General features: G+C 73.1%; 21 protein-coding genes and 1 pseudogene. 9 read left to right on the top strand and 13 right to left on the bottom strand.

Annotation, left to right across the window (positions count from 1 at the left end; genetic code table 11):
- Window positions 1–49 precede the first annotated feature (49 nt).
- Complete coding sequence (locus GA0070608_RS02440; protein WP_091620872.1) at window positions 50–925, top strand: YhjD/YihY/BrkB family envelope integrity protein; 876 nt, start codon at window positions 50–52, stop codon at window positions 923–925.
- Here GA0070608_RS02440 and GA0070608_RS02445 read toward each other — a convergent pair.
- Window positions 829–3,006, bottom strand: coding sequence for an MMPL family transporter (locus GA0070608_RS02445; RefSeq protein ID WP_245715672.1), 2,178 nt, complete (start codon window positions 3,004–3,006; stop codon window positions 829–831). The genes GA0070608_RS02440 and GA0070608_RS02445 overlap by 97 nt on opposite strands.
- Window positions 3,007–3,130: 124 nt before the next feature.
- Here GA0070608_RS02445 and GA0070608_RS02450 point away from each other — a divergent pair, with 124 nt between their 5' ends.
- The gene (locus GA0070608_RS02450) at window positions 3,131–3,859 is read left to right on the top strand and encodes a TetR/AcrR family transcriptional regulator (protein ID WP_091620879.1); all 729 of its coding nucleotides are present in this window, start codon (window positions 3,131–3,133) and stop codon (window positions 3,857–3,859) included.
- A gap of 26 nt (window positions 3,860–3,885) precedes the next feature.
- Here GA0070608_RS02450 and GA0070608_RS02455 read toward each other — a convergent pair whose 3' ends face one another.
- On the bottom strand, window positions 3,886–4,542 hold the full coding sequence (locus tag GA0070608_RS02455; RefSeq protein WP_091620882.1) for a hypothetical protein: 657 nt from the start codon (window positions 4,540–4,542) through the stop codon (window positions 3,886–3,888).
- A 247-nt stretch (window positions 4,543–4,789) separates the two neighbouring features.
- On the opposite strand from GA0070608_RS02455, the gene GA0070608_RS02460 reads away from it, so the two are divergent.
- Window positions 4,790–6,385: a phytoene desaturase family protein gene (locus tag GA0070608_RS02460; protein ID WP_091620886.1), complete on the top strand. Its 1,596-nt coding sequence runs from the start codon at window positions 4,790–4,792 to the stop codon at window positions 6,383–6,385.
- Here GA0070608_RS02460 and GA0070608_RS02465 read toward each other — a convergent pair.
- Together GA0070608_RS02465 and GA0070608_RS02470 are read right to left on the bottom strand one after the other, a co-directional pair.
- Window positions 6,366–7,013: a TMEM175 family protein gene (locus GA0070608_RS02465; RefSeq protein WP_091634150.1), complete on the bottom strand. Its 648-nt coding sequence runs from the start codon at window positions 7,011–7,013 to the stop codon at window positions 6,366–6,368. The two genes, GA0070608_RS02460 and GA0070608_RS02465, sit on opposite strands and share 20 nt — an antisense overlap.
- A gap of 112 nt (window positions 7,014–7,125) precedes the next feature.
- Window positions 7,126–8,709, bottom strand: coding sequence for a Rieske 2Fe-2S domain-containing protein (locus tag GA0070608_RS02470; RefSeq protein WP_091620891.1), 1,584 nt, complete (start codon window positions 8,707–8,709; stop codon window positions 7,126–7,128).
- A 260-nt stretch (window positions 8,710–8,969) separates the two neighbouring features.
- On the opposite strand from GA0070608_RS02470, the gene GA0070608_RS02475 reads away from it, so the two are divergent.
- Window positions 8,970–9,191 (top strand): DUF2631 domain-containing protein, encoded by a 222-nt coding sequence (locus GA0070608_RS02475; RefSeq protein ID WP_091620896.1) that lies wholly within the window; start codon window positions 8,970–8,972, stop codon window positions 9,189–9,191.
- Window positions 9,192–9,291: 100 nt separating this feature from the next.
- On the opposite strand, the gene GA0070608_RS02480 is transcribed toward GA0070608_RS02475, so the two are convergent.
- From GA0070608_RS02480 to GA0070608_RS02515, 8 genes and pseudogenes are all read right to left on the bottom strand, one after another.
- Window positions 9,292–10,785, bottom strand: a complete 1,494-nt coding sequence (locus GA0070608_RS02480) for a DivIVA domain-containing protein (protein ID WP_091620900.1) — start codon at window positions 10,783–10,785, stop codon at window positions 9,292–9,294.
- Between the two features lie 31 nt (window positions 10,786–10,816).
- Complete coding sequence (rlmN, locus tag GA0070608_RS02485; protein ID WP_091620903.1) at window positions 10,817–11,968, bottom strand: dual-specificity RNA methyltransferase RlmN; 1,152 nt, start codon at window positions 11,966–11,968, stop codon at window positions 10,817–10,819.
- 104 nt (window positions 11,969–12,072) lie between these two features.
- Complete coding sequence (locus GA0070608_RS02490) at window positions 12,073–13,302, bottom strand: phosphatidate cytidylyltransferase (protein WP_091620906.1); 1,230 nt, start codon at window positions 13,300–13,302, stop codon at window positions 12,073–12,075.
- Window positions 13,303–13,648: 346 nt separating this feature from the next.
- A complete protein-coding gene (gene frr, locus GA0070608_RS02495) occupies window positions 13,649–14,206 on the bottom strand; it encodes a ribosome recycling factor (RefSeq protein ID WP_091620910.1) in 558 nt (185 codons plus the stop codon).
- A 78-nt stretch (window positions 14,207–14,284) separates the two neighbouring features.
- A complete protein-coding gene (pyrH, locus tag GA0070608_RS02500) occupies window positions 14,285–15,052 on the bottom strand; it encodes a UMP kinase (RefSeq protein WP_091620914.1) in 768 nt (255 codons plus the stop codon).
- A gap of 160 nt (window positions 15,053–15,212) precedes the next feature.
- Complete coding sequence (gene tsf / locus GA0070608_RS02505; protein ID WP_091620919.1) at window positions 15,213–16,043, bottom strand: translation elongation factor Ts; 831 nt, start codon at window positions 16,041–16,043, stop codon at window positions 15,213–15,215.
- Window positions 16,044–16,178: 135 nt separating this feature from the next.
- Entirely contained in the window at window positions 16,179–17,120 is a 942-nt protein-coding gene (gene rpsB, locus GA0070608_RS02510) for a 30S ribosomal protein S2 (RefSeq protein ID WP_091620924.1), read from the bottom strand.
- Between the two features lie 302 nt (window positions 17,121–17,422).
- Window positions 17,423–18,665: pseudogene (locus tag GA0070608_RS02515) on the bottom strand (hypothetical protein).
- Window positions 18,666–18,909: 244 nt separating this feature from the next.
- Here GA0070608_RS02515 and GA0070608_RS02520 point away from each other — a divergent pair.
- The 5 genes from GA0070608_RS02520 to GA0070608_RS02540 all read left to right on the top strand — a co-directional run bounded on the left by GA0070608_RS02520 (window position 18,910) and on the right by GA0070608_RS02540 (window position 24,881).
- Window positions 18,910–19,269, top strand: a complete 360-nt coding sequence (locus GA0070608_RS02520; protein WP_091620928.1) for a YraN family protein — start codon at window positions 18,910–18,912, stop codon at window positions 19,267–19,269.
- Window positions 19,270–19,323: 54 nt separating this feature from the next.
- Window positions 19,324–20,844, top strand: a complete 1,521-nt coding sequence (locus tag GA0070608_RS02525) for a YifB family Mg chelatase-like AAA ATPase (protein WP_091620932.1) — start codon at window positions 19,324–19,326, stop codon at window positions 20,842–20,844.
- Window positions 20,754–22,049: a DNA-processing protein DprA gene (locus GA0070608_RS02530; RefSeq protein ID WP_411970805.1), complete on the top strand. Its 1,296-nt coding sequence runs from the start codon at window positions 20,754–20,756 to the stop codon at window positions 22,047–22,049. Before GA0070608_RS02525 ends, GA0070608_RS02530 begins: the two co-directional genes overlap by 91 nt.
- A 477-nt stretch (window positions 22,050–22,526) precedes the next feature.
- Window positions 22,527–23,576: a tyrosine recombinase XerC gene (locus tag GA0070608_RS02535; protein WP_091634154.1), complete on the top strand. Its 1,050-nt coding sequence runs from the start codon at window positions 22,527–22,529 to the stop codon at window positions 23,574–23,576.
- Between the two features lie 123 nt (window positions 23,577–23,699).
- Window positions 23,700–24,881 (top strand): aminotransferase class V-fold PLP-dependent enzyme, encoded by a 1,182-nt coding sequence (locus tag GA0070608_RS02540; protein WP_091620939.1) that lies wholly within the window; start codon window positions 23,700–23,702, stop codon window positions 24,879–24,881.
- On the opposite strand, the gene GA0070608_RS02545 is transcribed toward GA0070608_RS02540, so the two are convergent.
- Window positions 24,769–25,446 (bottom strand): murein hydrolase activator EnvC family protein, encoded by a 678-nt coding sequence (locus tag GA0070608_RS02545; protein ID WP_091620942.1) that lies wholly within the window; start codon window positions 25,444–25,446, stop codon window positions 24,769–24,771. The genes GA0070608_RS02540 and GA0070608_RS02545 overlap by 113 nt on opposite strands.
- Window positions 25,447–25,524 lie beyond the last annotated feature (78 nt).

A 25,524-nucleotide genomic window follows, 5' to 3' on the forward strand; every position in this document is an offset into this window, starting at 1 on the left:
CCGGCGATCCTAATGAGTGACGTGGGGCGGTGCGGGGAAAGAAGCCGCGATGGGCGGCGGATGGCAACGGGCGAAGCGGGTCACCAGTGCGGCGTTCCGCCCGCTGCGGGGCCGGGACCTGTCGCTGCACGCCGCCGCCATCACCTTCTACGGGGCGATCGCCGTGGTGCCGGTGGCCCTGCTGGCGATCTGGCTGACCTCGCTGCTGGCGGGAGCCGAACGGGTGCGCCGGCTCACCTCGTACGCCGTGCGCACGCTGCCGGACGCGATCGGCGCGCCCCACGCGGTGCAGGCGCTGGTCGAGGCCGGGGTGGGGTTGACCCCGCTGCTGGCGTTGGCGTCGCTGCTGCCGGCGTCGCTCTACGGCGAAGGGCTGCGCCGCGCCTTCGTCTCGGTCGCCGTGCCGCGCAGCGACGAGTCGCTGGTCGGCTGGCGGGGCCGGTTGCTGCTGCTCCCGCTGCTGGCCCCGGCCCCGGCCCTGCTGCTGTCGATCCTGCTCGCACTGCCGACGACCACCGGGCTGGTCCGGCAGGGCGGATGGCCCGGTGCGCTGGGGGTGGTGCTGTCGTTCCTGGCGGTCTGGCTGGTGCTCACCCCGGTGCTGCTCTGGGTGTTCCGGGTGGTCGGGCCGGCCTCGCCGGACTGGCTCTCCACGCTGGGCGTCGGGTCGTTCACCGCGGCCAACCTCTCCGGCTTCCTGCACGGCTTCGTGCTCTTCGCCTCGCTCCCGATCGACCTGGGCGTGCCGTTCGGGGGTATCGACGAGATCGGCGCGGGGGTGGCGGTCCTGCTCTGGCTCTACCTCTTCCACGTGATCGTGCTGGCCGGTTACTCCGCCACCCTCGCCCTGTCCCGCTGGCGCACCACCCGCTCCGGGGTCGCCGGCCCGGGCTCGTCGGACTCGCGGATGCCGAAGCGGCGGTAGACGCGGCCGAGCGGGCCGGGGGCCCACCAGTTCCAGTGGCCCAGCAGGCGCATCGTTGCCGGTACCAGCAGCGCCCGGACCAGCGTCGCGTCCACCACGATCGCCACGATCATGCCGATCCCGATGAGCTTGATGTACGCCATCTCGCCGGTGGCGAAGCCAGCCACCACGATGATCAGCAGCAGCGCGGCAGCGGTGATGATCCGCCCGGTGTGCTGGAGCGCGGTGGCCACCGACGCGGTGTTGTCGCCCGTGCGGTCCCACTCCTCACGCACCCGGGAGAGCAGGAACACCTCATAGTCGGTCGCCAGCCCGAAGAGCACGGCGAGCATGAGGATCGGGTTGCTCGGTTCGATGAACCCGGTCGGGGTGAAGCCGAGCAGGTCGGCGAAGTGCCCGTCCTGGAAGATCCAGACCACCACGCCGAACGACGCGCCGATCGACACCAGGTTCATCAGCACCGCCTTGACCGGCAGCACCACCGAGCCGAAGGCGAGGAACAGCAGGACCAGGATCGCGGCGGCCATCAGCAGGGCCATCCAGGGCAACCGGTCGGCGAGGCCGTCGATCAGGTCGAGGTCCACGCCGGGCCGGCCGCCGACGAGCACCTCGGCGTCGCCCGGCGCGGGCAGGGCGCGCAGCGCCCGGACCAGGTCGTACGCGGCGTCCCCGCTCGGCTCGCCCGGGTAGGTCACCGTCAACAGCGTCGACGCGTCCCGGTTGGCCGCCACCTGCACCCCGGTCACGCCGGGCACGGCGGCGACCCGGTCGGCGAAGGGCTGCACCTGCTCCGGGGACGCCCCGGACACCAGCACGTCGATCGGCGAGATCGTGCCGCCGGAGAACTCCGCGGCGACCCGCTCGGAGACCACCCGGGGCTCGGCGCTCGCCGGCAGCACCCGGTCGTCGAACCCGCCGAACTCCATCCGCAGGGTCGGCGCGGCCAGCAGCAGGAGCAGCGCGGTCACCCCGACCAGGTAGCGCACCGGGCGGCGCATCACGCTGTGCGCGATCCGGGCCCAGACGCCGCCCGTCCCACCCGCCGCCGGCCGCCCCCCGCGCGCCCCACGCCGCCACGGCAGCGGTACGCGCAACGCGTCGATCCGGTGGCCGAGCACCGCGAGCAGGGCCGGCAGCACGGTCAACGCCGCCAGCATGGCGACCAGCACGGCGGCCATCCCGCCGAGCCCCATCGAACGCAGGAACGCCTGCGGGAAGATCAGCAGGCTGGCCATGGCGGTCGCGATGGTGAGTCCGGAGACCAGCACCGTCCGCCCGGCCGTGGCCATGGTCCGCCGGATCGCCGTGGGGGTGTCGCGGCCGGCGGCCAACTCCTCGCGGAACCGGCTGACCACGAAGAGGGCGTAGTCGATCGCCATGCCCAGGCCGATCAGGGTGATGACGTTGATGGCGAAGACCGACACGTCGGTGACCATGTTGACCAGCCGGACGGCGACGAACGCGCCGAGGACGGCCAGCCCGCCGATCAGCAGTGGCGTGGACGCGGCCACCAGCCCGCCGAAGATCAGCACGAGCAGCACCAGCAGCACCGGCATGGAAAGGAGTTCCGCGCGGGTGATGTCCTTGGTGGTCTGGACGTTCGACTCGTACAGGGCCGCCGTCGCGCCGCCGACCTCGGTCCGTACGCCGGGCGTCGCGAGGGCCGGCCGCAGTTCCTCGTACGCGGCGGCCTTGTCGTCCTTGTCGGCGGCCCGGAGCTGGACCAGCGCGTAGGTGGCCCGGCGGTCGGTGGACAGCAGTGCGGGGGCCTGGGTGTCGTACCAGGTGGTGACGCTGGTGATCTCGGGGCGCGCGCGCAGCCCGGCGACGGTGGCCGCGACCGGGTCACGGAAGGCCGGCTCGTCGACGGTCGGCCCGTCGCTGGACCAGAGCACGACCAGGTCGGCGCCCTGCGGCCCCAACTCCTGGACGATCCGGTCGGCGGCCCGGCTGGACTCGCTCGCCGGGTCGTCGAAGCCGCCGCCGGTGAGCTGGCCGAAGACCCCGACCCCCCAGGTGGAGCCGACCGCGACCAGCACCAGGGCGGCAGCCAGCACCACCCAGCGCAGTCGCACGACCATGTGTCCCCACCAGGCGAACATTCGCCTCCCCCTCCGTCGACGGTTAGGCTGTGACCATCGCTCATTTGAGTGAACGCCGTTAACTATCGCAACGGCGGTCGATTCGGTCAAGGGAGTCAGCCGGATGGGCGCACCGAGCCGACGGGAGCGCCTACGCTCCGCGACAGTCGCCGAGATCAAGGACGGGGCACGGCGGCTGTTGGTGACGGGCGGGGTCGACGCCATCTCGCTGCGCGCCATCGCCCGGGACATGGGCATGACCGCGCCCGCCATCTACCGTTACTTCCCCAGCCTGGAGGCGCTGGTCGCGGCGCTCGCCGGCGACCTCTACGACGAGCTGCGGCTGCGGCTGGAAGCGGCCCGGGACGGTGCCGGTGCCGAGCCGGTCGAGCAACTGCTGACCATGTCCCGGACGTTCCGCGCCTGGTCGGTGGCGCACCCCGCCGAGTTCGGGCTGATCCTCGGCGCCCCCGTCCCCGGCCGGAACGCCTTCGTCGAGGGCTGCGTCACCCCGGAGCATCCCGGCGCCCGCTTCGGCGCGGTCTTCATCCAGCCGATCCTCGACCTCTGGCACCGGTCACCCTTCCGCACCCCGCCCGCGGAGCTGCTCCGGCAACGTCTGGGCGGGCGGCGGCTGGAGCCGCTGCGGCTCAGCCACGGCGACGTGCCGATCGAGGTCGCGTACGCCTTCCTCTCCGGCTGGACCCGCCTCTACGGCCTGGTCGCCATGGAGGTCTTCCACCAGTTCGACTGGGCGGTCACCGAGGCCGAGGCGCTGTTCGAGCTGGAGATGGAGATGTTCACCGCCCAACTGCTGGCCGACCCGCCCACGGGCGACAGCCCGCCGACCTGAGGGAGGGAGTCCGTCGACGGGACGGGCTACCGCCCCCGCGCCCGGGTCCGCTCCCGGTGCCCGGCGCGGTCAGGGCGACCGATGTGGCCGCCCTCGCGTCGGGACTCACCGAGCCAGAGGTGCGGCGCGTAGTGGTGGACCGCCGCCACCGCCAGGGGCACGTCGGCAGCCTCGATACGGAGACGGTGGCGCAGCCAGGGGAGCCCGGGGCGGAACGGTTCCTCCTCGCGCACCAGCGTCCACAGCACCGGGTCGTCGCGGTCGATGGGGCCCGTCGGATACAGCTCCAGGGAATGGAAAGTGGTCTTGTGCCCGCGGCTGCGGAACAGGCCGACTCCGGCGAGGGTGTGCCACGGGATGACGTTGCGTCCGTCTCCCTTGTCGAACCACAGGCCAGTGTGGTCGACGAGGATCCTCGTCCGCCGTTGCCGCCAGAACACCACGAGGAGCAAGCCGCCCGGCACACCGAGGGCCGCCAGGACGACCGCCGCGACGAGCCCCTCCCCGCGTGATCGTGGCTGGTGACTCCCGTCGACGACCGCCACAGCCGCGACGACACCGCCGACCCCGATCAGGACGAGGATCAGGGCGAAGGGCAGCCCGGTCCGGGCGCGGCGCCACCCGGTCGGTATCACCGTGGCGTTCGGGGCGGGGGTGGGCGCGATGAAGGGTGCTGCTGCCATGGCAGGCAAGCCTAGTAAGTGCCTACGTGCGCTCTCACCTGCCCCTTCGCCATGATCCGCTGGCACCGTCCCCACCGCTTGTGGCGCCGGGAGGCGGTAGGTGCCAGGCGGGTCGGCGCGAGGCAGGTCGTCGGCGCAAGACAGGTCGTCGATGTAAGGCTGGTGGGCGGTGCCGACGGCGACGCTGGCAAATCATCGGCGGCGGAGGGCTGACTGACGGCGCCTGTGGGCACTAGGCTCCCCCGGCATGGGTGACGAGCTGCCACCCCGGGCCGACGTGGTGATCGTCGGGTCCGGGCACAACGGTCTGGTGTCCGCGATCCTGCTCGCCCGCGCCGGGCTCGACGTGCTGGTGCTGGAGGCGGCGGACGTGATCGGCGGAGCCACCCGCACCGAGGCACCTTTCCGCAAGGTGCCCGGGCTGCGCCACTCCACCGGGTCGTACCTGCTCGGGCTCATGCCGCCGGAGCTGCTCGCCACGCTCGACGTGCGCATCCCCGTGCTGCGCCGCGACCCGCACTACTTCCTGCCCACCCCGGGCGGCCCCGGCTCGCCCTACCTGCTCTTCGGCAGCGACACGGCGGCCACCCGGGCCCAGTTCGCGGAGTTCTTCTCCCCCGCCGACATGGCCGCCGACGATGCCCTCCAGGCCGAGCTGGCCGCGCTGCGCGACGACCTCGCCCCCGCCTGGCTGGCCGAGCCGCTGGCGGTCGAGGAGACCGCCGAGCGGTACGTCCGGCCGACGCTGCGGCAGGTCTTCGTCGACCTCGTCCGCGGCTCCGTCGCCGACCACCTGGCCCGCTTCGACTTCCGCTCCGAACTGCTGGTCAGCATGTACGCGGTCACCGACGGGCTGTCCGGGCTGAACGCCGGCCCCGACGACCCCGGCACCGGACACAACTTCCTCGTGCACAACATGTGCCGGCTGCCCGGTTCCGACGGCACCTGGATGATCGCCGAGGGCGGGATGGGCACCGTGTCGGGTACGTTCGCCGACGCGGCCCGGGCCGCCGGCGCGACGATCCTGACCGGCACGCCGGTCAGCGCGATCACCCTGGACGGCGGCGCGGCCAGTGGAGTGGTGCTCGCCGACGGGCGGGAGGTCGCCGCGCGGGTGGTGCTCGGCGCCTGCGACCCGTACCGGCTGATGGACCTGCTGCCCGACGGCGCGCTCCCGGCACCACTGGCCGACCGGATGGCGGCGGTCCGCCGCCCCGGCACCACACTCAAGCTCAACCTGGCGCTTACCGGCCTGCCCCGCTTCTCCTGCCTCCCCGAGGGCACGCCGAACCCGTTCGGCTCGACGATCCACCTGCTGCCCGGCTCGGACTCGCTGATCGGCGGGGGCGGCGAGGCTCCGATGGCGGCGCTGCGCGCCATGTGGGCCGACGTCCAGGCAGGGCTGCTGCCCGACGAGCCGACCATCGAGTGGTACCTGCACACCACCGTCGACCCGTCACTGTCGGACGGCCGGGGGCACCACTCGTCGGCGCTCTTCGTCCAGTCGGTGCCGTACGAGCTGGCCGGCACCACCTGGGACGAGGCGCTGCCCGGCTACGTCGACCGGCTGATCGGCATCTGCGAGCGGTACGCCCCCGGAACCGCCGACCTGATCGCCGACGCGGTGCCGCTGCCGCCGCCCGGCATCGAGGCACACTTCGGCATCACCGGCGGGCACATCCACCACGTCGACAACACCGTCTCGTTCACCGACCGGATGCCGTACGCCACCGGGGTCGACGGCGTCTATGCCGGCAGCGCCGGCTGCCACCCGGCCGGCAGCGTCATCGGCGCCGCCGGCCACAACGCCGCCCACCGCATCCTCACCGACCTCGGCCGCTGACCTCGGCGCCGGCCTCGGCGGGGGGCAGGTCGCCGGGACGGTGAACGAGGGAGAGACCGAGGAGCAGCAGGTAGAGCAGAAGGCTGAGGATCGCGTTGACGAAGACGAAGGCGAAGGCGATCAGGTAGAGCAGTGGGCGCAGCAGCAGGCGACGCGCCACCGCATGGGCCAGCCGGGGATCCAGATCGGGGTGGAGCAGCCTTCGCCGCCGCGCCCACCACCAGCTCAGGTTGAAGCAGATCGACTCGCCGAGCACGGTGCCGAAGTAGAGGGCGGCGGTCAACCGCTGCTCGGTCGGCTCGCCGCGCAGGTTGTCCGACAGCAGGTCGGCGGTGAACGGGATCGCGGCCACGAAGAGCAGCACGAGCAGGTTGAACACCAGCAGCAACTGGTCTACCCGGACCACGTACCGCCACATGTTGTGGTGGCCGAGCCAGATCTGGCCGGTGATGCCGAAGGTGATCACATACGCCAGGTAGGACGGCCAGGCGTGGGCGAGGGCGTCGGGAAGCTCCCTCCCACCGGCCCTCGCCGGGCCGTTCTGGAGCAGTTCGACGGCCATCACCGTCAGCACGACCGCGAAGACGCCGTCGCTGAACGTCTCCACCCGGGAGGCGTCCCGGGCCATCTCCCGGTCACGGCGGTACCGGTACCCGCTCTTGCCCACTCCCTCGGCCACGCCACCCCCTCTTCGACCTGATGGTCACCCGGCGGGGGCGGCGGGCGCGGGGAAATCGCCGTTAGCTGGCCGCCTCGTCCACCGGGGCGGAGGTCTGCTGCTCGCCGACCCGGTGCGCCCGGACCTTGTGCCCGACGCTGGTCAGGCAGCGGCCACTGGCCAGGTCGAACCTCCAGCCGTGCAGCTGGCAGGTGAGCTGGTCGCCTTCGACGATGCCGAACCGGGTCAGGTCCGCCTTCAGGTGCGGGCAGCGCCGCTGCAGCACCCAGTCGCCGAGGGTGATGTCCTCGGCGTCGGTGCTCCGCTCGTGCTCGTCGTACCAGCCCTCGGCGTACTGGAGCCGCTCCGTGGAGAGGCACTTGAAGAACGCGTAGACGAACTCGTTGTACTGGCCGATCCGGGCCGCCGAGAAGCGGCAGGAGAGGAAGAGGGAGTTGACCCAGTCCACCTCGCCGATGTGCAGCAGGTGCTCGATCATCGCCCGGTCGGTACGGAACCGGTAGCGGACCTTCTCGTCGGCGTACGGCCGGACCTGCTTGCCCGGGAAGTCCACGACGATGGATTCGACGCTGTCTCCGTCGTAGCCCACCAGGTCGAAGCGGACCGGTCCGCCGACCCCCTTGGCCAGGTAGATCGACTCCTCCAGCAGGGGCTCGATCCGGCGCTGCATCTCCTTGAGCACGTCCACGTCGGGGTGCCGCCAGGACGCCTTCTCGGCCTCGATGACCGGGCGCTTGCGCTCGCGCATCTCCTCCAGGTGGGCGACCTTGTTCGCGAAGAACTCCTCGACCGGCACCGGGTGGGTGGTCTCGGCACCGGAGGAGGTCACCTCGGTGACGCTGCCGGGCAGCAGCACGATGCCGTTGGTGCCGCCGACCTTCGCGTACTCGCTCAGGAAGACCGACTGATCGGGGAAGATGTTGCCCTCGTCGCCGTGGATGTCGTTGAACTGCCACAGCTCGTCGTCGAGGAAGCAGGGCGGGCCGGCGATCGGGAATACGTGGTCGGCCTTCAGGTCGTCGATGTAGCGCCAGGTGCGGTCGAACTGCCGGTCCCGCTTCTGCTTGCCGAACGCGGTCTTCGCCGCCTGCGGCAGCTCGTAGACCATCGGGTACCAGATCGCCCCGGAGAACTGGAGCATGTGCGCGTGCACGTGACCCAACTCGGTGAAGATGCTCAGGTCGGTGGGGCGGGCGTCGTTCTGGTTGAGCAGCCGGACGCCGTCGTACTCCACCCACAGCGAGGAGTCGCCGATCGGGCCGTCGGTCGGGCTGGTCAGCGCCTGGATCATGACCTTCAGGCCGCCGTCCAGCTCGACGACCTGCTCGTTCGGCGCCTTCAGGAACTTGGTGAAGCCCAGCTCCCGCAGCTCGTCCTCCATCTCGGAGGTGGGGAACGCGGGCAGCAGCACGGTGGCCGACTTCGACACGAAGCGCTTCAGGTGCGCCCCGTCGAAGTGGTCCCGGTGCAGGTGGGAGACGTAGAGGTAGTCGGTGTCGCCGAGAGCCTCCCAGTCGAGCAGGGAGTTGTCCGGAAAAGGAAACCACGACGCAAAATAGGCCGGATTGACCCACGGGTCACACAGGATGCTGCCCGCGGCCGTGTCGATCCGCATGCTGGCGTGGCCCGTACCGGTCACTCGCACCGCAGTTCCCCCTCAAAACGACAAACAAGGTGTACGCCAGAAACGCTACCGGAGTGAGTCTGGCGACCGACCCGCGACGCCGGTAGTGCCGTTACGCCCGGGCCGAGCCGGGACCTTGGTCCCCACCTGCCGGCCCTCGTACGCCATCCGGGGTCGCCGGACCGGTCGTGCGGTCCGCCCCATCGGTCGGACCCAGCGCCGGGCCCGGCACGGGGCGTGCCAGACTAACCGGAGATCCGATCGCGAGGGAAGGACCGACAGTGGCAGGAAGCGAGCCGGTAACGTCGCCAGACCAGCACAAGCCCGGGCACCGCAAGTCCGGGCGGATCGGCGCGGTGGTCTCCGCGCTGGCCCTGCTGGCGATGCTCTGCGGCAACCACGAGGGCAGGGTCGAGGACATCTGGCTGATCGGCCTGGCCGTGCTGCTGCTGGCCATCGTCATCGGCGACGCCGTGCTGCGGCGCAACGGCCTGCGGTCCTGATCGCACCCGCGTCAGCCGGCGTCGAACCGGTCCGCGCGCCGAAGGTGACACGCACGAGGGCCCGCCCCCGACCGGGGAGCGGGCCCTCACCGTACGCGGATCAGCGGCCGAACAGGATGTCCTGCACGTCCTTGAGCGCGGCGTCGACCTCGGCCTCGAAGTAGCCGCCGGGCACCAGCCCGAAGCGCAGAGTGTCCAGGTCCTGCGGGTTCACCGGCATCGGGTTGCGCCCCTGCATGCCACCCAGCAGGGTGTCGAAGAAGCCGTCGACCTGGTCAGGGTCGTACCCGCTGCCGAACCGGCGCGCCTGGAAGCTGCGACGGATCTGGTCAACGCGGTAGAGGTCGCTGCCGGGCGGTCCGGCCATCGGTGGGCCGGCCATCGGCGGCGGGCCCCCCACCGGTGGGCCGCCGACCGGCGGGCCTGCATTCGGCGGGCCGCCGACCGGAGGGCCTGCATTCGGCGGGCCGCCGACCGGAGGGCCTGCGTTCGGCGGGCCGCCGAAGCCCTGCTGGGGCGGTCCGGCCGGGCCCCGACCCCGCATGTCACGCAACTCCCGCTCGGGCATCCGGATCTCGGCGGTCATGTCGGCGCGAGCACGCCGGCCGGCCTCGAACCCGTCGAAACGCGGCTCGTCGCCGTAACCACCTGGGCCGTCGCCGTAGTTGCCCGGACGGTCGCCGTGGCTGCCCGGACGGTCGCCGTAACCACCGGGACCGGCACCGCCGCCGTAACTGCCGGGACCGGGACCGTCGCCGTAGCCGCCGCCCGGGCCATCACCGTACTTGCCGGGGCCCTCACCGTAGCCGCCCGGACCGTCGCCGTACTTGCCCGGACCGTCACCGTAACCGCCGGGGCCGTCGCCGTAGCCACCACCCGGACCGTCGCCGTACTTGCCGGGGCCGTCACCGTAACCGCTGGGGCCGGCGGGCAGGCTGCGCGGCGGTGGACCACCGTGGCCCATCGGGGCGCCCGGTCCCATCGGGCCCGGGCCACCCGGGCCACGGGGCGGCTCGTAGCCTCCCCGGGGATTGTCGTATCCACCGGCGAAGGCGCCGGTGGGCTCGTCGTAGCGGCCGTAACGGTCGGCGGGAGGGCCAGCCTGCGCCGGCATCGGCCGGGGTGGCATCGGTTGCGGGACCGGCGGCATGCCGCGGTCGTCACGCATCGGCGGACCCATCCGATCCGGGGGGCCCATCCGGTCCGGCGGACCCATCCGATCGGGCGGACCCATCCGGTCCGGGGGACCCATCCGATCGGGCGGACCCATCCGGTCCGGGGGACCCATCCGGTCCGGCGGGCCCAGGCGGTCGGCTTCGCGGGGATCGCCGCCGCGGCCGCCGGCGCCACCGCGCTCCTCCAGCTCGGCCAACTGCCGCTCGACCCGGTCCAGGTGCAGGTCGACCTGCCACTCGTCGTAGCCGTTGAAGCGAACCCGGAAGACAACGTCGTGGACCTCCTGCGAGGCGACGGGGGCGCCCACCGGCTGGCCGTCGAGCGTCGCCTCGACCCGGTCCAGGAAAGCGTCGACCTCGTCGACCTTGTATCCCCGGCGGAGCGCCTTACGCCGGAAACGCTGACCCTGACTCGCCACTATGTCTCCTGGTCTCGTTCGCTACGCCCGGTCACGCCTTCTCCCCGGCCCGGTCGGTGTCGGTATCGGTGTCCCCGGCGGCGGCGAGCTGCCCACACGCTCCGTCGATCTCGCGGCCCCGGGTGTCCCGTACCGTCGTCGAGACCCCGGCCTCGCGCAACCGCCGGACGAACTCCCGCTCGACCGGCTTCGGGCTGGCATCCCAACGGCTGCCCGGAGTCGGGTTGAGCGGGATGAGGTTCACGTGGACCAGCTTCCCGGCCAGCAGCCGCCCGAGCAGATCGGCTCTCCACGGCTGGTCGTTCACGTCCCTGATCATCGCGTACTCGATCGACACGCGACGCCCCGTCTGGGCCGCGTAGTCCCACGCCGCGCCCAGCACCTCGGACACCTTCCAGCGCTGGTTGACCGGCACGAGTTCGTCGCGAAGCTCATCATCGGGGGCGTGCAGCGACAACGCAAGGGTCACCGAGAGGTCTTCGCTGGCCAGTCGGCGGATGGCCGGAACCAGGCCCACCGTGGAGACCGTGATGTGGCGCTGCGACAGCCCGAGCCCTTCGGGCGCCGGGGCGACCAGCCGGCGAATCGCCGCGATCACCCGGGAGTAGTTGGCCAGCGGCTCGCCCATGCCCATGAAGACCACGTGCGAAAGGCGCGGCGGCGAACCCGACACCGCTCCGGAGGCGGCCACCCCGGCCAGGTAGACCGCCTGGTCGACAATCTCGGCGGTGGAGAGGTTGCGGGTCAGCCCGGCCTGGCCGGTTGCGCAGAACGGGCAGGCCATGCCGCAGCCGGCCTGGCTGGAGATGCAGACGGTGACCCGGTCCGGGTAGCCCATCAGCACGCTCTCCACCAGCGAGCCGTCGTGCAGCCGCCAGAGCGCCTTACGGGTCGCGCCGTCGTCGCAGGCCAGTTCGCGGACCGGGGTGAGCAGCCGGGGCAGGAGCTGATCGGCGAGCTTCTCCCGGGTGGCGGCGGGCAGGTCGGTCATCTGCCCCGGATCGCGCACCAGTCGGCCGAAGTAGTGGGTGGAGACCTGCTTGGCGCGGAACGCCGGCTCCCCCAGCTCGGTGACCAGCGCCCGGCGGCCGGCGAGGTCGAGATCGGCGAGGTGGCGGGGAGGCATCGCGGGCCGACGACCGGGGGCATCGGGGTCTGCGGGAATCAGGGGCAGGCTCGTCATAGCGCATCCAGTCTGTCACGCCGGACGGCCGACACACCCGTCCGGAGGTGCCGAATCGCCCCCCGCCGGCCAGGCGGGACCACTGACGCCGGGTGATTCACGCCTCACTCCAGCACCGGGACGAAGACCGCCAGGAGCAGGTACGCGGTCGGCAGCGCGAAGAGGATCGAGTCCAGCCGGTCCATCAGGCCACCGTGCCCGGGGAGCAGGTTGCTCATGTCCTTTACGCCGAGATCCCGCTTGATCATGGATTCGGCGAGGTCGCCGAGGACGGCGGCGCCGGAGATCGCCACGCCGAAGAGCGCGCCCCACCACGGGGCCACGTCGAGGAAGAGCCAGAGCAGCAGGGCGCTGCCCAGCGCCGCGGCGGTGACCGAGCCGGCGAAGCCCTCCCAGGACTTCTTCGGGCTCACCGAGGGGGCCATCGGATGCTTGCCGAAGCTGACGCCGGCCGCGTACCCGCCGGTGTCGGAGAGGACCACGGCTGCCAGCGTCACCAGCACCCGCCACTGGCCGTCCTCGGGCGCCGCCAGCAGCGCGGCGAACCCGGCGAGGAACGGCACGTACACGGCGATGAGGGTGGCGGCGGTCAGGTCCCGCTGGAAGCCGCGCGGCCCGTCGCCGAGCCGCCAGACCATGGTGCCCAGCACCGTCACCAGCAGGCCGAGGCTGAGCGCGTCGGGACCGGAGAACCAGGCCAGCCCGACGGTGAGCACCCCGCCGGCGATCAGCGGTACCAGCGGCGGATGGGCGCCGCTGCGGCGTACCGCCCGGGCCATCTCCCAGATGCCGACGCCGACCGCCGCGGCCACCACCATCACGAAGGCGGGCGGGTAGAAGAACAGCGGCACCACGATCAGGGCGCCGAGGCCCACGCCGACGGCGATGGCGGCCGGCAGGTTGCGCCCGGCCCGACTCGGGACGGGCTGCTGGCTCGGGGGCCGGTCGGCACCGGCCCGGCGCCGACCGCGCTGCCGGCGACCCGAGGGCCGCGCGGGCTCCGGCTCCGGCTCGACGTCCCGGACCGGCCCGACGTCCCGGACCGGCCCGACGTCCCGGACCGGCTCGAGCTGGGCGGTCGGGTACTCGGAGTCGTCGGGGTGGTCGCGGTGGCCGTTCACCGCGGCCGGGTCACCGCCCGCCGTCACGTCGGCGTACGGGCGGGAGCGGGCCGGCGACTCGGCGTACGCGTCGGGGATGACGGCGGGATGCCGGTGCCACTGGCCGGGATCGATCTCGGGCTCCGGCCAGGGGAGGGCGGGCGCCGGTGCGGGGGCGTCGGGGCGGTCCCAGCCGCGAGGCTCGGCGCTGCTGTGGGGATCGAGGTGGGACATCACGCACCGAGCGGGACCGGTACGAGATCCACCAGATGACGCACAACCACAACCATTCCCCTACCCGCGCGACTGTTCCGTCCGGTTGACCCGCCCGACGGCCGGCCGATCCCCACCGTTCACCGCAGGGTGGCCGGGAATCGTGCCGAGCCTACTGCACCCACCGATCCCGCACGTCGGACCGGCCCCGTCGACGTGGACACGCTCGTCGCCCTCCAGGCGGTTGTGGGCGTTCCCGCCGTGGCACCCCCGACGACGGTGGCACCGGGCCCCGCCGCCCGGGAGCGGACGGCGGAGCGCCGGTGCCACGATGCCGTCGGTCGCCGGTGGAGAACCGGCGTACGGCTCATACCTCGAGAAGCTCGTTCTCCTTGTGCTTGACCAGGTCATCGACGGCGGCGACGAAGCGCTGGGTCAGGTCGTCGAGTTCCTTCTCGGCGCGGCGGCCGTCGTCCTCGCCGACCTCGCCGTCCTTGACGAGCCGGTCCAGCTCCTCCTTGCCCTTGCGGCGGATGTTGCGGATGGCCACCTTGGCCTCCTCGCCCTTGTGCCGGGCGACCTTGATCATTTCTCGGCGGCGCTCCTCGGTCATCTGCGGCAGCAGGATGCGGAGCTGGTTGCCCTCGTTGTTCGGGTTGGCGCCGAGGTCGGAGTCGCGGATCGCCTTCTCCATGGCGTTGATCTGCGAGTTGTCGTACGGCTTGATGATCACCATGCGCGGTTCGGGAACCCCGATGGACGCCATCTGGGGCAGCGGGGTGGGGCTGCCGTAGTAGTCGATCACGATCTTCGAGAACATGGCGGCGTTGGCGCGACCGGTGCGGATCGCGCCGAACTCCTCCTTGGCGTGCTCGATGGCACGCTCCATCTTTTCCTCGGCCTCGAGGAGGGTGTCGTCGATCACCGGTCTCCTCGCCTCCTTCTGTGCTCGTCGTGGGCTTGCCGTGTCGAGGGACCGCTGAGGTCGGGGTCACGCGACCGCTCAGGCGGTGATCAGAGTGCCGATCTTCTCGCCACCCACGGCCCGGATGATGGTGTCGTCGCCCTGCGCGCCGAAGACCAGCATCGGCAGGCCGTTCTCCATGCACAGGCTGAACGCGGCGGCGTCGGCGACCCGCAGGTTACGCCGCAACACCTCGGAGAAGGTGATCGAGTCGAACTTGCTGGCGTTCGGGTCGACCCGCGGATCCGCGGTGTAGACGCCGTCCACGCCGTTCTTGCTCATCAGCACCACGTCGGCGCGGATCTCCAGGGCCCGCTGGGCGGCCACGGTGTCGGTGGAGAAGTACGGCATGCCGGCGCCCGCGCCGAAGATCACCACGCGGCCCTTCTCCAGGTGCCGGATGGCGCGCAGCGGGATGTACGGCTCGGCGACCTGGGCCATCGTGATCGCGCTCTGCACGCGCGTCTCGATGCCCTCCTTCTCCAGGAAGTCCTGCAACGCGAGGCAGTTCATCACGGTGCCGAGCATGCCCATGTAGTCGGCCCGGGCCCGGTCCATGCCGCGCTTCTGCAGCTCGGCGCCCCGGAAGAAGTTGCCGCCACCAACCACCACCGAGACCTGCACACCGCGGCGGACCACGGTGGCGATCTGCCGGGCGATGGCCTGCACGACGTCCGGGTCCACCCCGATCGCGCCCCCGCCGAACACCTCGCCGGAGAGCTTCAGCACCACCCGGCGGGCCCGGCCGGGGGGCGGTGCCGTCGGATCGTCCGCCGCCAGACTCCGGTCACTCACAACCTGCGTCATCCGCCCCGTCCTTCCCCATGCGCACGTCCCGTACGCCCCGTACCGCGAAACTGCCGTAGCCGACCCTATGTGACGAGGAGGCCGCGGTGCCTGTCACGTACACCCCGGCCTCCTCGTCGACGTTCTCCCTGCCCGGGCGCGCGAAGCGCCCGGGGGCGGCTCAGGCCTGGCCGACCTCGAACCGCACGAAGCGGGTGACCTCGATGCCGGCCTCGGCCAGCAGCTGCTTCACCGTCTTCTTGTTGTCGGCGACCGACGACTGCTCCAGCAGGACGTAGTCCTTGAAGAACGCGTTCACCCGGCCCTCGACGATCTTCGGCAGGGCCGCCGCAGGCTTGTTCTCCTCGCGGGCGGTCTGCTCGGCGATGTTCCGCTCCGACTCGACGACGTCCGCCGGAACCTCGTCCCGGGTGAGGTACTTCGGCCGCATGGCGGCGATCTGCATCGCGACGCCCCGGGCGTCCGAGTCAACCGCCTCGTCGCCGGCGGTGCCGGTGTACTGCACCAGCACGCCGACCGCCGGGGGCAGGTCCTGGCTCTTGCGGTGCAGGTAGACGGCGGTGGTGCCATCGAGCTTGGCGAACCGGTTGAGAACCAGCTTCTCGCCGATCTTGGCGGACTGCTCCTGCACCAGGTCGGCGACGGCCTTGCCGTCCAGCTCGGTGGCGAGCAGTTCCTCGGCGGTGCCGGCGCCGCTGCGCTCACCGTGCTCGACCAGCCGCTGGGCAAGCTCGATGAAGGCCTCCGTCTTGGCGACGAAGTCGGTCTCGCAGTTGAGTTCGAGCAGCGCCTTGCCGGAGTGGGCGACCAGACCGTTGGCGGCCGTACGGCCGGCCCGCTTGCCGACATCCTTGGCGCCCTTGACGCGCAGGATCTCGACGGCCTTGTCGAAGTCGGCCTCGGCCTCGGTCAGCGCCTTCTTGCAGTCCATCATGCCGGCGCCGGTGAGGTCGCGGAGCTTCTTGACGTCCGCGGCGGTGAAGTTGGACATGGCTCTCTCTTCGGTGTTGAGACTGCGGGTGGGTTGGTCCCGGTGCCGGTTACCCGGTTCGGGCGCGAGGTGCCCGGCGTACCTGCCGCTTCCCCGCCGCCCGGGCGAACGGGCGGCGGGGAAGCGGCGGCGCGGTCACTCCGCGGCGGCGGTCGCCGGCTGCTCGGCCGGCTGGGCCTTCTCGGCCTGCGGGGTGGGCTCGGCCTGCGCAGCCGGCTCAGCCTGCGGGGTGGGCTCGGCCTGCGCAGCCGACTCAGCCTGCGCGGCGGGCTCGGCCTGCTCGTCGGCCTTCTTCGGCTCCTCGAGCAGCTCACGCTCCCACTCGGCCAGCGGCTCGTCGGTGGCGACGCCCGGCTCCGGCTTCTCGTCGCTGCCGCGACGACGGCCGGAACGGGCGATCAGGCCGTCGGCGACGGCGGCGGCCACGACCTTGGTCAGCAGCTCGGCCGAGCGGATCGCGTCGTCGTTGCCCGGGATCGGGAAGTCGACCTCGTCCGGGTCGCAGTTGGTGTCGAGCACCGCGATCACCGGGATGCCCAGCTTGCGGGCCTCGTCGACGGCGATGTGCTCCTTCTTGGTGTCGACCACCCAGATCGCCGCCGGGAGCTTCTGCATGTCCCGCAGACCGCCGAGGGTGCGGGTCAGCTTGATCTTCTCGCGGGAGAGCTGCAGGGTCTCCTTCTTGGTGTACCCGGCGGCGGTGCCGCTCAGGTCACCCAGGGCCTCCAGCTCCTTCATCCGCTGAAGCCGCTTGTAGACCGTCTGGAAGTTGGTCAGCATGCCGCCAAGCCAGCGGTGGTTGACGTACGGCTGACCGACCCGGGTCGCCTGCTCCGCGATGGCCTCCTGGGCCTGCTTCTTGGTGCCGACGAAGAGGATGCTGCCACCCTCGGCGACGGTCCCACGAACGAACGCGTAGGCCTTCTCGATGTACTCGAGGGTCTGGCGCAGGTCGATGATGTAGATACCGTTGCGCTCCGTCATGATGAAACGCTTCATCTTCGGGTTCCAGCGCCGGGTCTGGTGCCCGAAGTGGACACCGCTTTCCAGCAGCTGACGCATGGTCACGACGGCCATGGGGGTACTCCTCAAGATCCCTGGTTGTCACGCCCGGCCGGTGGCCGGGCGTCCTGGCGCCTGGTCGCCGACCCATGGTGGGCCCGACTCAGGATCGGGACCAGGGAGGTCGTCGCCCCACGACGATTCGTGGAGAGGGCACGCGAGGTCGACCGCACAAGGCGGTCGCCAGTCGACCAGTGTACGCCCCTTCCCCGCCCCCGATGCCTCGGGTACGGGGAAGGGGATGAAACACTCATTTCCGACACTCGGCGCGGCCGCCCCGGTCCGCCGTCAGTCGGGCAGGCACTGACGGTCGGGGCTCAGCGGACAGCGAGAGCCGCGGCGACGAAGAGCACCAGGCCGACGGTCAGGTACGCCGTCGGCGGGCGCAGCCAGCCCCGGCTCCCCTCCGCCAGCGACAGCCCGCCGGTGCGCAGCCCGTACAGGCCGATCGCGAAGAACGGCAGGCCGCAGACCAGGAAGATCCCCACCAGGGTGTCGGCGGCCGAGACCGGGTCACTGGTCACGCCGCTGAACAGCACCTGCATCGCGGGGACCTCGAACACCACTACCAGCAGGGTGAAGAGCGCGGCCAGCGCCGGCCGCCGGGTCCGGTAGACCCCGTCGCCCGCCGGTGGTCCCGGGTGCAGGGCGGGCACCGGTGGGTACACCGGCAACTCCCCCGCCGGAAGGTCGGCACGGGGGACGATCGGCGACATCGGCCCGGTCGGCATCTCCAGCGGGTGCGGGGGCTCGGCCGGCCGGGCGGGCTCGACGACCGGCGTCTCCACCGGGTTCGCCGCCTCGGCCGACCGGCCGGGCGCGACGATCGGATAGCCGCCCAGCGGGGCCGGGCGGGCCGACTCCGCGCCCCGCTCGACGGGGCCCGCCCCGGCCAGGACGTCGACGCCCGACGTCGAGACCGCGTCGCGGGCCTCCCTGGATTCCCGGGCGGCCCGCCGGCCCGGACGATCGGCGGGCAGTTCCCCGGAGACGTCCGGATCCGCCTCGGCCCGGCGCGAGCGGCTCGCCCGGTATCCCTCGGTCTCCGACCGGGTGTCCCCGAGCGGCGGGACCGCGGCGAAGCGCCCCGAATCGGCCTCGCCGAACCTCGCGGGCTCCGGTCCGGTGACGGCGAACCGGCCGGAGTCCTCCGGGCCGCCGAAGCGACCCCGGTCGGCGTCGACGGGACCGATGGCGTCGACCGCGCCGAAACGGCCGGAGTCAGGCTCGACAGCCCTGAAGCGACCGGAATCGGGCTCGACAGCGCCGAAACGACCCGAGTCGGGTTCCGTGGACGCAGCGAAGCGTCCCGGTTCGCCGCGCCGGGTCCCCGTGGAGTCCCCGTAGCGGCCGTCGTCCGCGGCGCGGCGCTGCTCGGGGGCGCTCCCGTCGTCGTCCCGATACCGGGTCTCGGCCGGGTCGCGCCAGTCCGCCTCCCCGTAGCCACGCTCGCGGTCGCGGTCGCGGTCGGCGGGATACCAGCGCGACTCCTGATCTTCGACAAAGTTCCGTCGTCCGTCCACGTCCGGCACCGTATGCGACCGGCTCCACGGACGCCATTCGCCCCCTGGGCACCCGCGATCCCGAGCGCCGGGTCACCGCGCGGCGACGGTCAGGAACCGTGGCGGCCGAGGCGGTCCAGTTCCGTGCTGAACCGCACGCAGTCCGTGGTGACGATCCACCACCCCCAGTCGCATAGCACACCGAGGGCATGATCGTCCGGTCGTCCACAGTCCGCCCGCCGTCCACAGATCCCGCAACGCGGGGCGGCGGCTCCCCACCCGCAGGGGGCACCGTGCCGGGCATGACGAAGCGGAACCAGGCGGTCGGCGCGTACGGCGAGCGGTGCGCCGTCCGGCACCTGATCGGGGCGGGACTGCGCCCGGTGGCCCGGAACTGGCGCTGCCCGGCCGGAGAGATCGACATCATCGCCTGGGACGGGCCCGTGCTCGCCTTCTGCGAGGTGAAGACCCGCCGCACCGACGAGTTCGGTCCGCCGGCCGAGGCGGTCGTACCGGCCAAGGCCCGGCGGTTGCGCGGGCTCGCCGCCCGGTGGCTCGCCGACACCGGCACCACCGCCGACGAGGTGCGGTTCGACGTCATCTCGGTACGCCTCACCGGCGCCGGTCCCGCCCGCGTCGAGCACCTCAAGGGAGCGTTCTGAGATGGCCGGACATGACATGACCAGATCCGCCGTCGAGGGCCGGCGGGTGACGTCGTGAGCTACGCGAAGGTGCTCTGCGTGGGCCTGGTCGGCGTCACCGGGCACCTCGTGGAGGTCGAGGCCGACCTGGCTGCCGGCCTGCCGGCGGTGGTCATCTCGGGACTGCCGGACACCGCTCTGCACGAGGCCCGGGACCGGGTCCGCGCGGCCGTGGTCAACTCCGGTCAGCGGTGGCCCAACCGACGGATCACCCTCAACCTGCTGCCGGCCGACCTACCGAAGTTCGGCTCCGCCTTCGACCTGGCAATCGCGGCGGCCCTGCTGGGCGGCTCCGGCGAGCTGCCGCTGCTGCCGCTGGAACACGTGGTGGTCTTGGGCGAGCTGGGCCTCGACGGCACGGTCCGCCCGGTGCGCGGCGTGCTGCCGATGGTCGCCGCCGCCGCCCGGGCCGGCGTCGGCAAGGTGATCGTCCCGGCCGGCAACGCCGCCGAGGCGGCGGTCGTTCCCGGGGTCCGGGTCCGGGCGGTCGACACGCTGCACCGGCTGGTCAGCTTCATCCGCGACGGCTCGCCCCTGATCGAGCCGGCGTCGGACGAGGTGCCACCGGACGGCGGTGGGCCCGACCTGGCCGAGGTCGCCGGGCAGGGGCTGGGCAGAAGGGCGCTGGAGGTGGCCGCCGCGGGCGGGCACCACCTGGCGCTGGTCGGGCCGCCGGGCGCCGGCAAGACCATGCTCGCCGAGCGCCTGCCGTCGATCATGCCCGAGCTGGACGACGAGGCCGCGCTGGAGGTCACGGCGTTGCACTCGATCGCCGGGCTGCTGCCGCCCGGCGGCCGGTTGCTGCGCCGCCCGCCGTTCCAGGCACCCCACCACACGGCGACGGTGCCGTCGCTGGTCGGTGGCGGCTCCGGGCTGGCCCGCCCCGGCGCGATCTCCCTCGCCCACCGGGGCGTGCTCTTCCTCGACGAGGCGCCCGAGTTCAGCAGGGGGGCGTTGGAGGCGCTGCGTCAGCCGCTGGAGAACGGCCGGGTCCGGCTGGCCCGCAGCCGCGGCGGCGCCGAATACCCGGCCCGTACGCAGCTGGTGCTGGCGGCCAACCCCTGCCCGTGCGCCAAGCCGGCCGGTGACGCCTACTGCGAGTGCCCACCGCAGGCCCGGCGGCGCTACCTCAGCCGCCTCTCCGGCCCGTTGCTGGACCGGATCGACGTGCAGGTGAAGCTGCCACCCCTCCGGGCGGCCGAGCTGATGGAGGCCGCGGTGGACAGCGAGGCCTCCGCCACCGTCGCCGCTCGGGTGGCGGTCGCCCGGCAGGCGGCAGCCGCGCGCTGGGCGGTGCTCGGCCGCCGGCTCAACGCCGAGATACCCGGCCCGCACCTGCGCCGCCCGCCGTGGCGGCTGCCCGGGCCGGACACCGCCGAGCTACGGGCCCGGCTGGACTCCGGATCGCTGTCGGCCCGTGGTTTCGACCGGATCATCCGCCTGGCCTGGACGATCGCGGACCTGGACGGTCGGGACCGGCCCGACCGCGAGGACGTCCGGGAGGCCATCCAACTGAGGACGGGGGACGCGACGTGAGCACAGACGAGGAAACACTGGCCCGGGTGGCGCTGACCTGGCTCGCCGAGCCGGGCACCCGGTCGGTGCACCGGCTGGTCGACCGGCTCGGCCCGGTGGCGGCGCTCGACCTGCTGCTCGACGGGGGCGCGCCGGAGGAGACGCTACGCAACACCGTGACCGCTCGCTGCGCCGCCGGCGATGCCCAGGCCGTCGCGGCCGAGGCGCTGGCCCGCACGGACCGGCTCGGTGCCCGGATCGTCGTCCCCGGCGACGACGAGTGGCCCGTCCGGGTCGACGAGCTACGCCGGCTCCGGCTGCCCGGCGCGTACCGGCGGGTGGACGTCGAGACCGCTCCCCCGCTCTGCTTCTGGGTGCGCGGCTCGTGGCCGCTCGGAGAGGCGTTCGACCGCTCCGTGGCGGTCGTCGGGGCCCGGGCCGCCACCGGGTACGGCACGCATGTCGCCACCGAGCTCGGCTACGGGCTCGCCGACCGGGACTGGACCGTCGTCTCGGGCGGCGCCTTCGGCATCGACGCCGCGGCCCACCGGGGCGCGCTCAACGCCAGCGGCGTCACCGTGGCCGTGCTCGCCTGCGGCGTGGACCGCCCGTACCCGATGGGCAACGCGGCACTGTTCGACCGGATCGCCGACACCGGGTTGCTGGTCAGCGAGTGGATGCCCGGAGCCGAACCGCTCAGGCCCCGGTTCCTCATCCGCAATCGGGTGATCGCGGCCGGCACCCTCGGCACGGTGCTGGTGGAGGCCGCCGCCCGCAGCGGCGCCACGCAGACCACCCACCGGGCGCTCGCCCTGGACAAACCCAGCATGGTGGTGCCCGGTCCGGTCACGTCGGCGATGTCCGTCGGCGCCCACGAGATGCTGCGGGAGCGTCCGAAGGCTCGACTGGTGACGGGGGTCGCGCAGGTGCTGGAGGAGGTCGGGCGGATCGGCGACCTGGCACCCGTACCGCGCGGACCGCAGCGGCCGGTCGACCTGCTCGACGACGACGCACGGGCCGTCGTCGAGGCGTTGCCCCGCCGGGGCGTGGTGGGCGTGGACGTCCTCGCCGCACGGGCCGGAGTGCCTGTCCGTACCGCGCTCCGGAAGCTGTCGATGCTGGAGGAGCTGACCCTGGTGCTCCGCCGCGAGGACGGGTACGCCCTCGCGCCGCCGCCCGCCAAAGAGGCGACCAGCACGCCACCGGCGACGCCGGAGGACCAGTGAGCAGCGGTCAGTCACCCTCGAAACGAATCTCCATCGCGCGGTCCTCCCGGCGGGGACCACCAGCTCGCCGACCGGGTCCACCCGGTCGAGCAGCGGGGTACGCCCGGCCCCACGGGCCCACCTGACGAGGTTCAGCAGCACGTCGTCGGGATCGGGCAGCACCTCGGTCGGCACGGCCCGGCGTCCTGCCGGGGTCACCAGTCGACCGTAGGCTGGTCCCGTGCCGCCCGAGGATCCGCCGCCCACCGTCGCCACGACCTCGACCCGCACCGCCACGCCCGCAGGTCGACCGTCATCCACCGTCGCCACAGCCACAGCCACGGCCACGGCCCGCACCGCCGCCCCCGCAGGTCGGCCTGTTGGGGCGGCGGCACTCCCGCGAGGCGCACCGGTCGCCCGGCGGATGGCTGCGAGGGAGCCGCGGTGAGCCGGAAGACGAACGGCACCCGGGCGACCCACGAGGGTCTCCCACCGGCGATGCGCGAGGTGGTGGACGACTTCGCCGGGCACCTGGCCGGGGTGCGCAACCGGTCCGCCCACACCGTCCGCGCGTACGTCGGTGACGTGGTGTCGCTGCTGGAACACGCCCGCCGGATGGGCTGCGCCGAACTGCCGGAGCTGGACCTCGCCGTGCTGCGCAGTTGGCTGGCGAAGCAGCGGACGACGGGGGCGGCGCGGACGACGCTCGCCCGCCGGGCGGCCTCGGCGCGGACGTTCAGCGCGTGGGCGCACCGCTGCGGGCTGCTCCCCGCCGACGTGGCCGGCACCCTGTCCAGCCCGCGCGCCCACCGGGACCTGCCGACCGTGCTGCGCGCCGACCAGGCCGCCGCCCTGGTCGAGGCGCCGGGCCGGTTCGCCCCGTTCACCCCGCGCGTGCCGCCGTCGCCACCCATCGGGAGCGACTCCCGGGCGGCACCACCCGGCGAGCACGGCTCCCGTCCGACGGCACCCATCGGGAACGACTCCCGGGCGACGCCGCCAGGGTCGTCGGGCTTCCCCGGTGCGGCTGACGGGGTCGCCGAGGCGGTGCCGCTGCGGGACCGGGCGCTGCTGGAGCTGCTCTACGGCACGGGGGTGCGGATCAGCGAGGCGTGCGGTCTCGACGTCGCCGACGTCGACCACGGGCGACGGGTCGTGCGGGTGTTCGGCAAGGGCAGCCGGGAACGCGCCGTCCCGTACGGGGTGCCGGCGCAGCGGGCGCTCGACGAGTGGCTCCGCCACGGCCGGCCGGCACTGGCCGCACCGCACTCCCGCGACGCGCTGCTGCTCGGCGCCCGCGGCGGACGGCTCAACCCGACGACGGCACGACGGATCGTCAGCGGGTATGCCGAAGCTGCCGGCCTGCCTCCGGTCAGCCCGCACGGGCTGCGGCACTCGGCGGCCACCCACCTGCTCGAGGGCGGCGCGGACCTGCGGGCGGTGCAGGAGCTGCTGGGGCACTCGTCCCTGGCGAGTACCCAGATCTACACCCACGTGTCGGTGGAGCGGCTCCGCGCCGCCTACCGTCAGGCCCACCCGCGCGCCTGAGACCAGCCGCCCCGGAGGACACCCCGACGGGGCGATGCCCCACGGACGGGCAGCCGCCGACAGCATCCGGGGATCGTCCGCGAGGAACGGCGGCGGAGATCGACCGGTCGCTACGATCACCGGGTGAGCCTCCCGCAGCCGCCCGAGCCGATCGCGGCAGCCCGCCTGCTCTTCTCGCTGGACCCGGCGGTCAGCCACCTTAACCACGGCTCGTTCGGTGCGGTGCCGATCGCCGTGCAGCGGGCCCAGCAGCGGCTGCGCGACGAGATGGAGGCCAACCCGCTGCGCTTCTTCACGCAGGGCCTGGTCGACCGGATCGCCCACACCCGCCGGCACCTGGCCGGTTTCCTGGGTGCCGACCCGGACGGCACCGCCCTGGTCCCGAACGCCACCACCGGCGTGGCGATGGTGCTCCAGTCGCTCGGCCTGCGCCCCGGCGACGAGGTGCTCACCACCGACCACGGTTACGGCGCGGTCGGCCTCTCCATCGCCCGGGAGTGCCGGCGTACGGGGGCGGTCACCCGCGCGTTGCCGGTCCCGTTGGCCGCCGCGGACGAGGAGATCGTCCAGATCGTCCGTGCCGGGCTGCGACCCGGCCGCACCAGGCTGCTCGTCGTGGACCAGCTCACCTCGGCCACCGCCCGCCTCTTCCCCGTTGCCGCGATCGTCGGCGTGGCCCGGGAACACGGGATACCGGTCCTCGTCGACGCCGCGCACGCCCCGGGCATGCTTCCGACACCGGTGGGCGACGTCGGCGCCGACTTCTGGGTGGGCAACCTGCACAAGTGGGCGTACGCGCCGCGCGGCACGGCCGTGCTGGCGGTCGCCCCGCCGTGGCGGGAGCGGATCGAGCCGCTGGTCGTCTCCTGGGAGCAGGAGTCGGGGTTCCCCGGCCGGGTCGAGTGGGCGGCGACGCAGGACTACACGGGCTGGCTGGCTGCGCCGGTGGGCCTGTTCACGCTGCGCAGCCTCGATATCGACCGGGTACGCGGGCACAACGCCGCGCTGGCGGCGTACGGCCAGCGGGTGCTGGGGGACGCGCTCGGGGTGGCCCCCGCCGACCTGCCGGACCCCGGCGGACCCGGGGTCGCCATGCGGATCGTCCCGTTGCCGCCGGGTCTGGGCACCACGCTCGACGCGGCGCGGGCGCTGCGGGAACGGATCGCCGGGCGGCTCGCCACCGAGGTCGCCGTCATGGCCTGGAACGGACGGGGCTGGCTGCGGCTCTGCGCCCAGGTCTACAACACCCCGGACGAGTACGAGCGGCTCTCGGTGCGGCTTCCCCCGCTGCTCGCCCAGCGTTGAGGGCGGGGTCGACGCCGTCGAGCGGCAGCAGTCGCACGGGGCCAAGGCCGAGCAGGGCCAGCGGATCCAGGTAGTCAGCGCCACGCCGCAGCCCCCAGTGCAGGCAGGCGGGAGCGGGGCAGCCCGGGTGACCCGTCAGCAGGGCGCCCAACGGCGCCCCGGCGGTCAGCCGGTCGCCGGGGCGGACCGCAGGCGTCACCGGCTCGTGGGTGGTCCGCAGACCGTCGGCGTGCCCGACCGTGACGACGGGGCGGCCGGCGACCATGCCGGCGAAGAGCACCGTGCCGGCACCGGCGGCCCGCACGGTCGCGCCCGGCGGGGCGGCCAGGTCGACGCCCCGGTGTCCGGGCAGCCACGGCCGTGGCGGTGGATCGAACCGGCGTACCGGCAGCGGAACGCCGTCGAGCGGCCACCGGAACCGCGCCACCCCGGGCGGCGCCGCCGAGACGAGCGGTGGCGCCGAGACGAGCGGTGGCGCCGAGACCGGCCGGGCGGCGGGCGCGGCGGGCCCGAGGGACAGCAGGGCGGCGCAGAGCACGACGGCGGTACGGGCGGCAGGTCGCATGGGCGCAGCCTGCTCGGCGCCCACCCGCCCCGCCACCCCCGGCACCCCTCGCCTGTGGACGACGGTCGTTCTGTGGAC

The organism is Micromonospora peucetia (assembly GCF_900091625.1).
Lineage (GTDB): Bacteria > Actinomycetota > Actinomycetes > Mycobacteriales > Micromonosporaceae > Micromonospora > Micromonospora peucetia.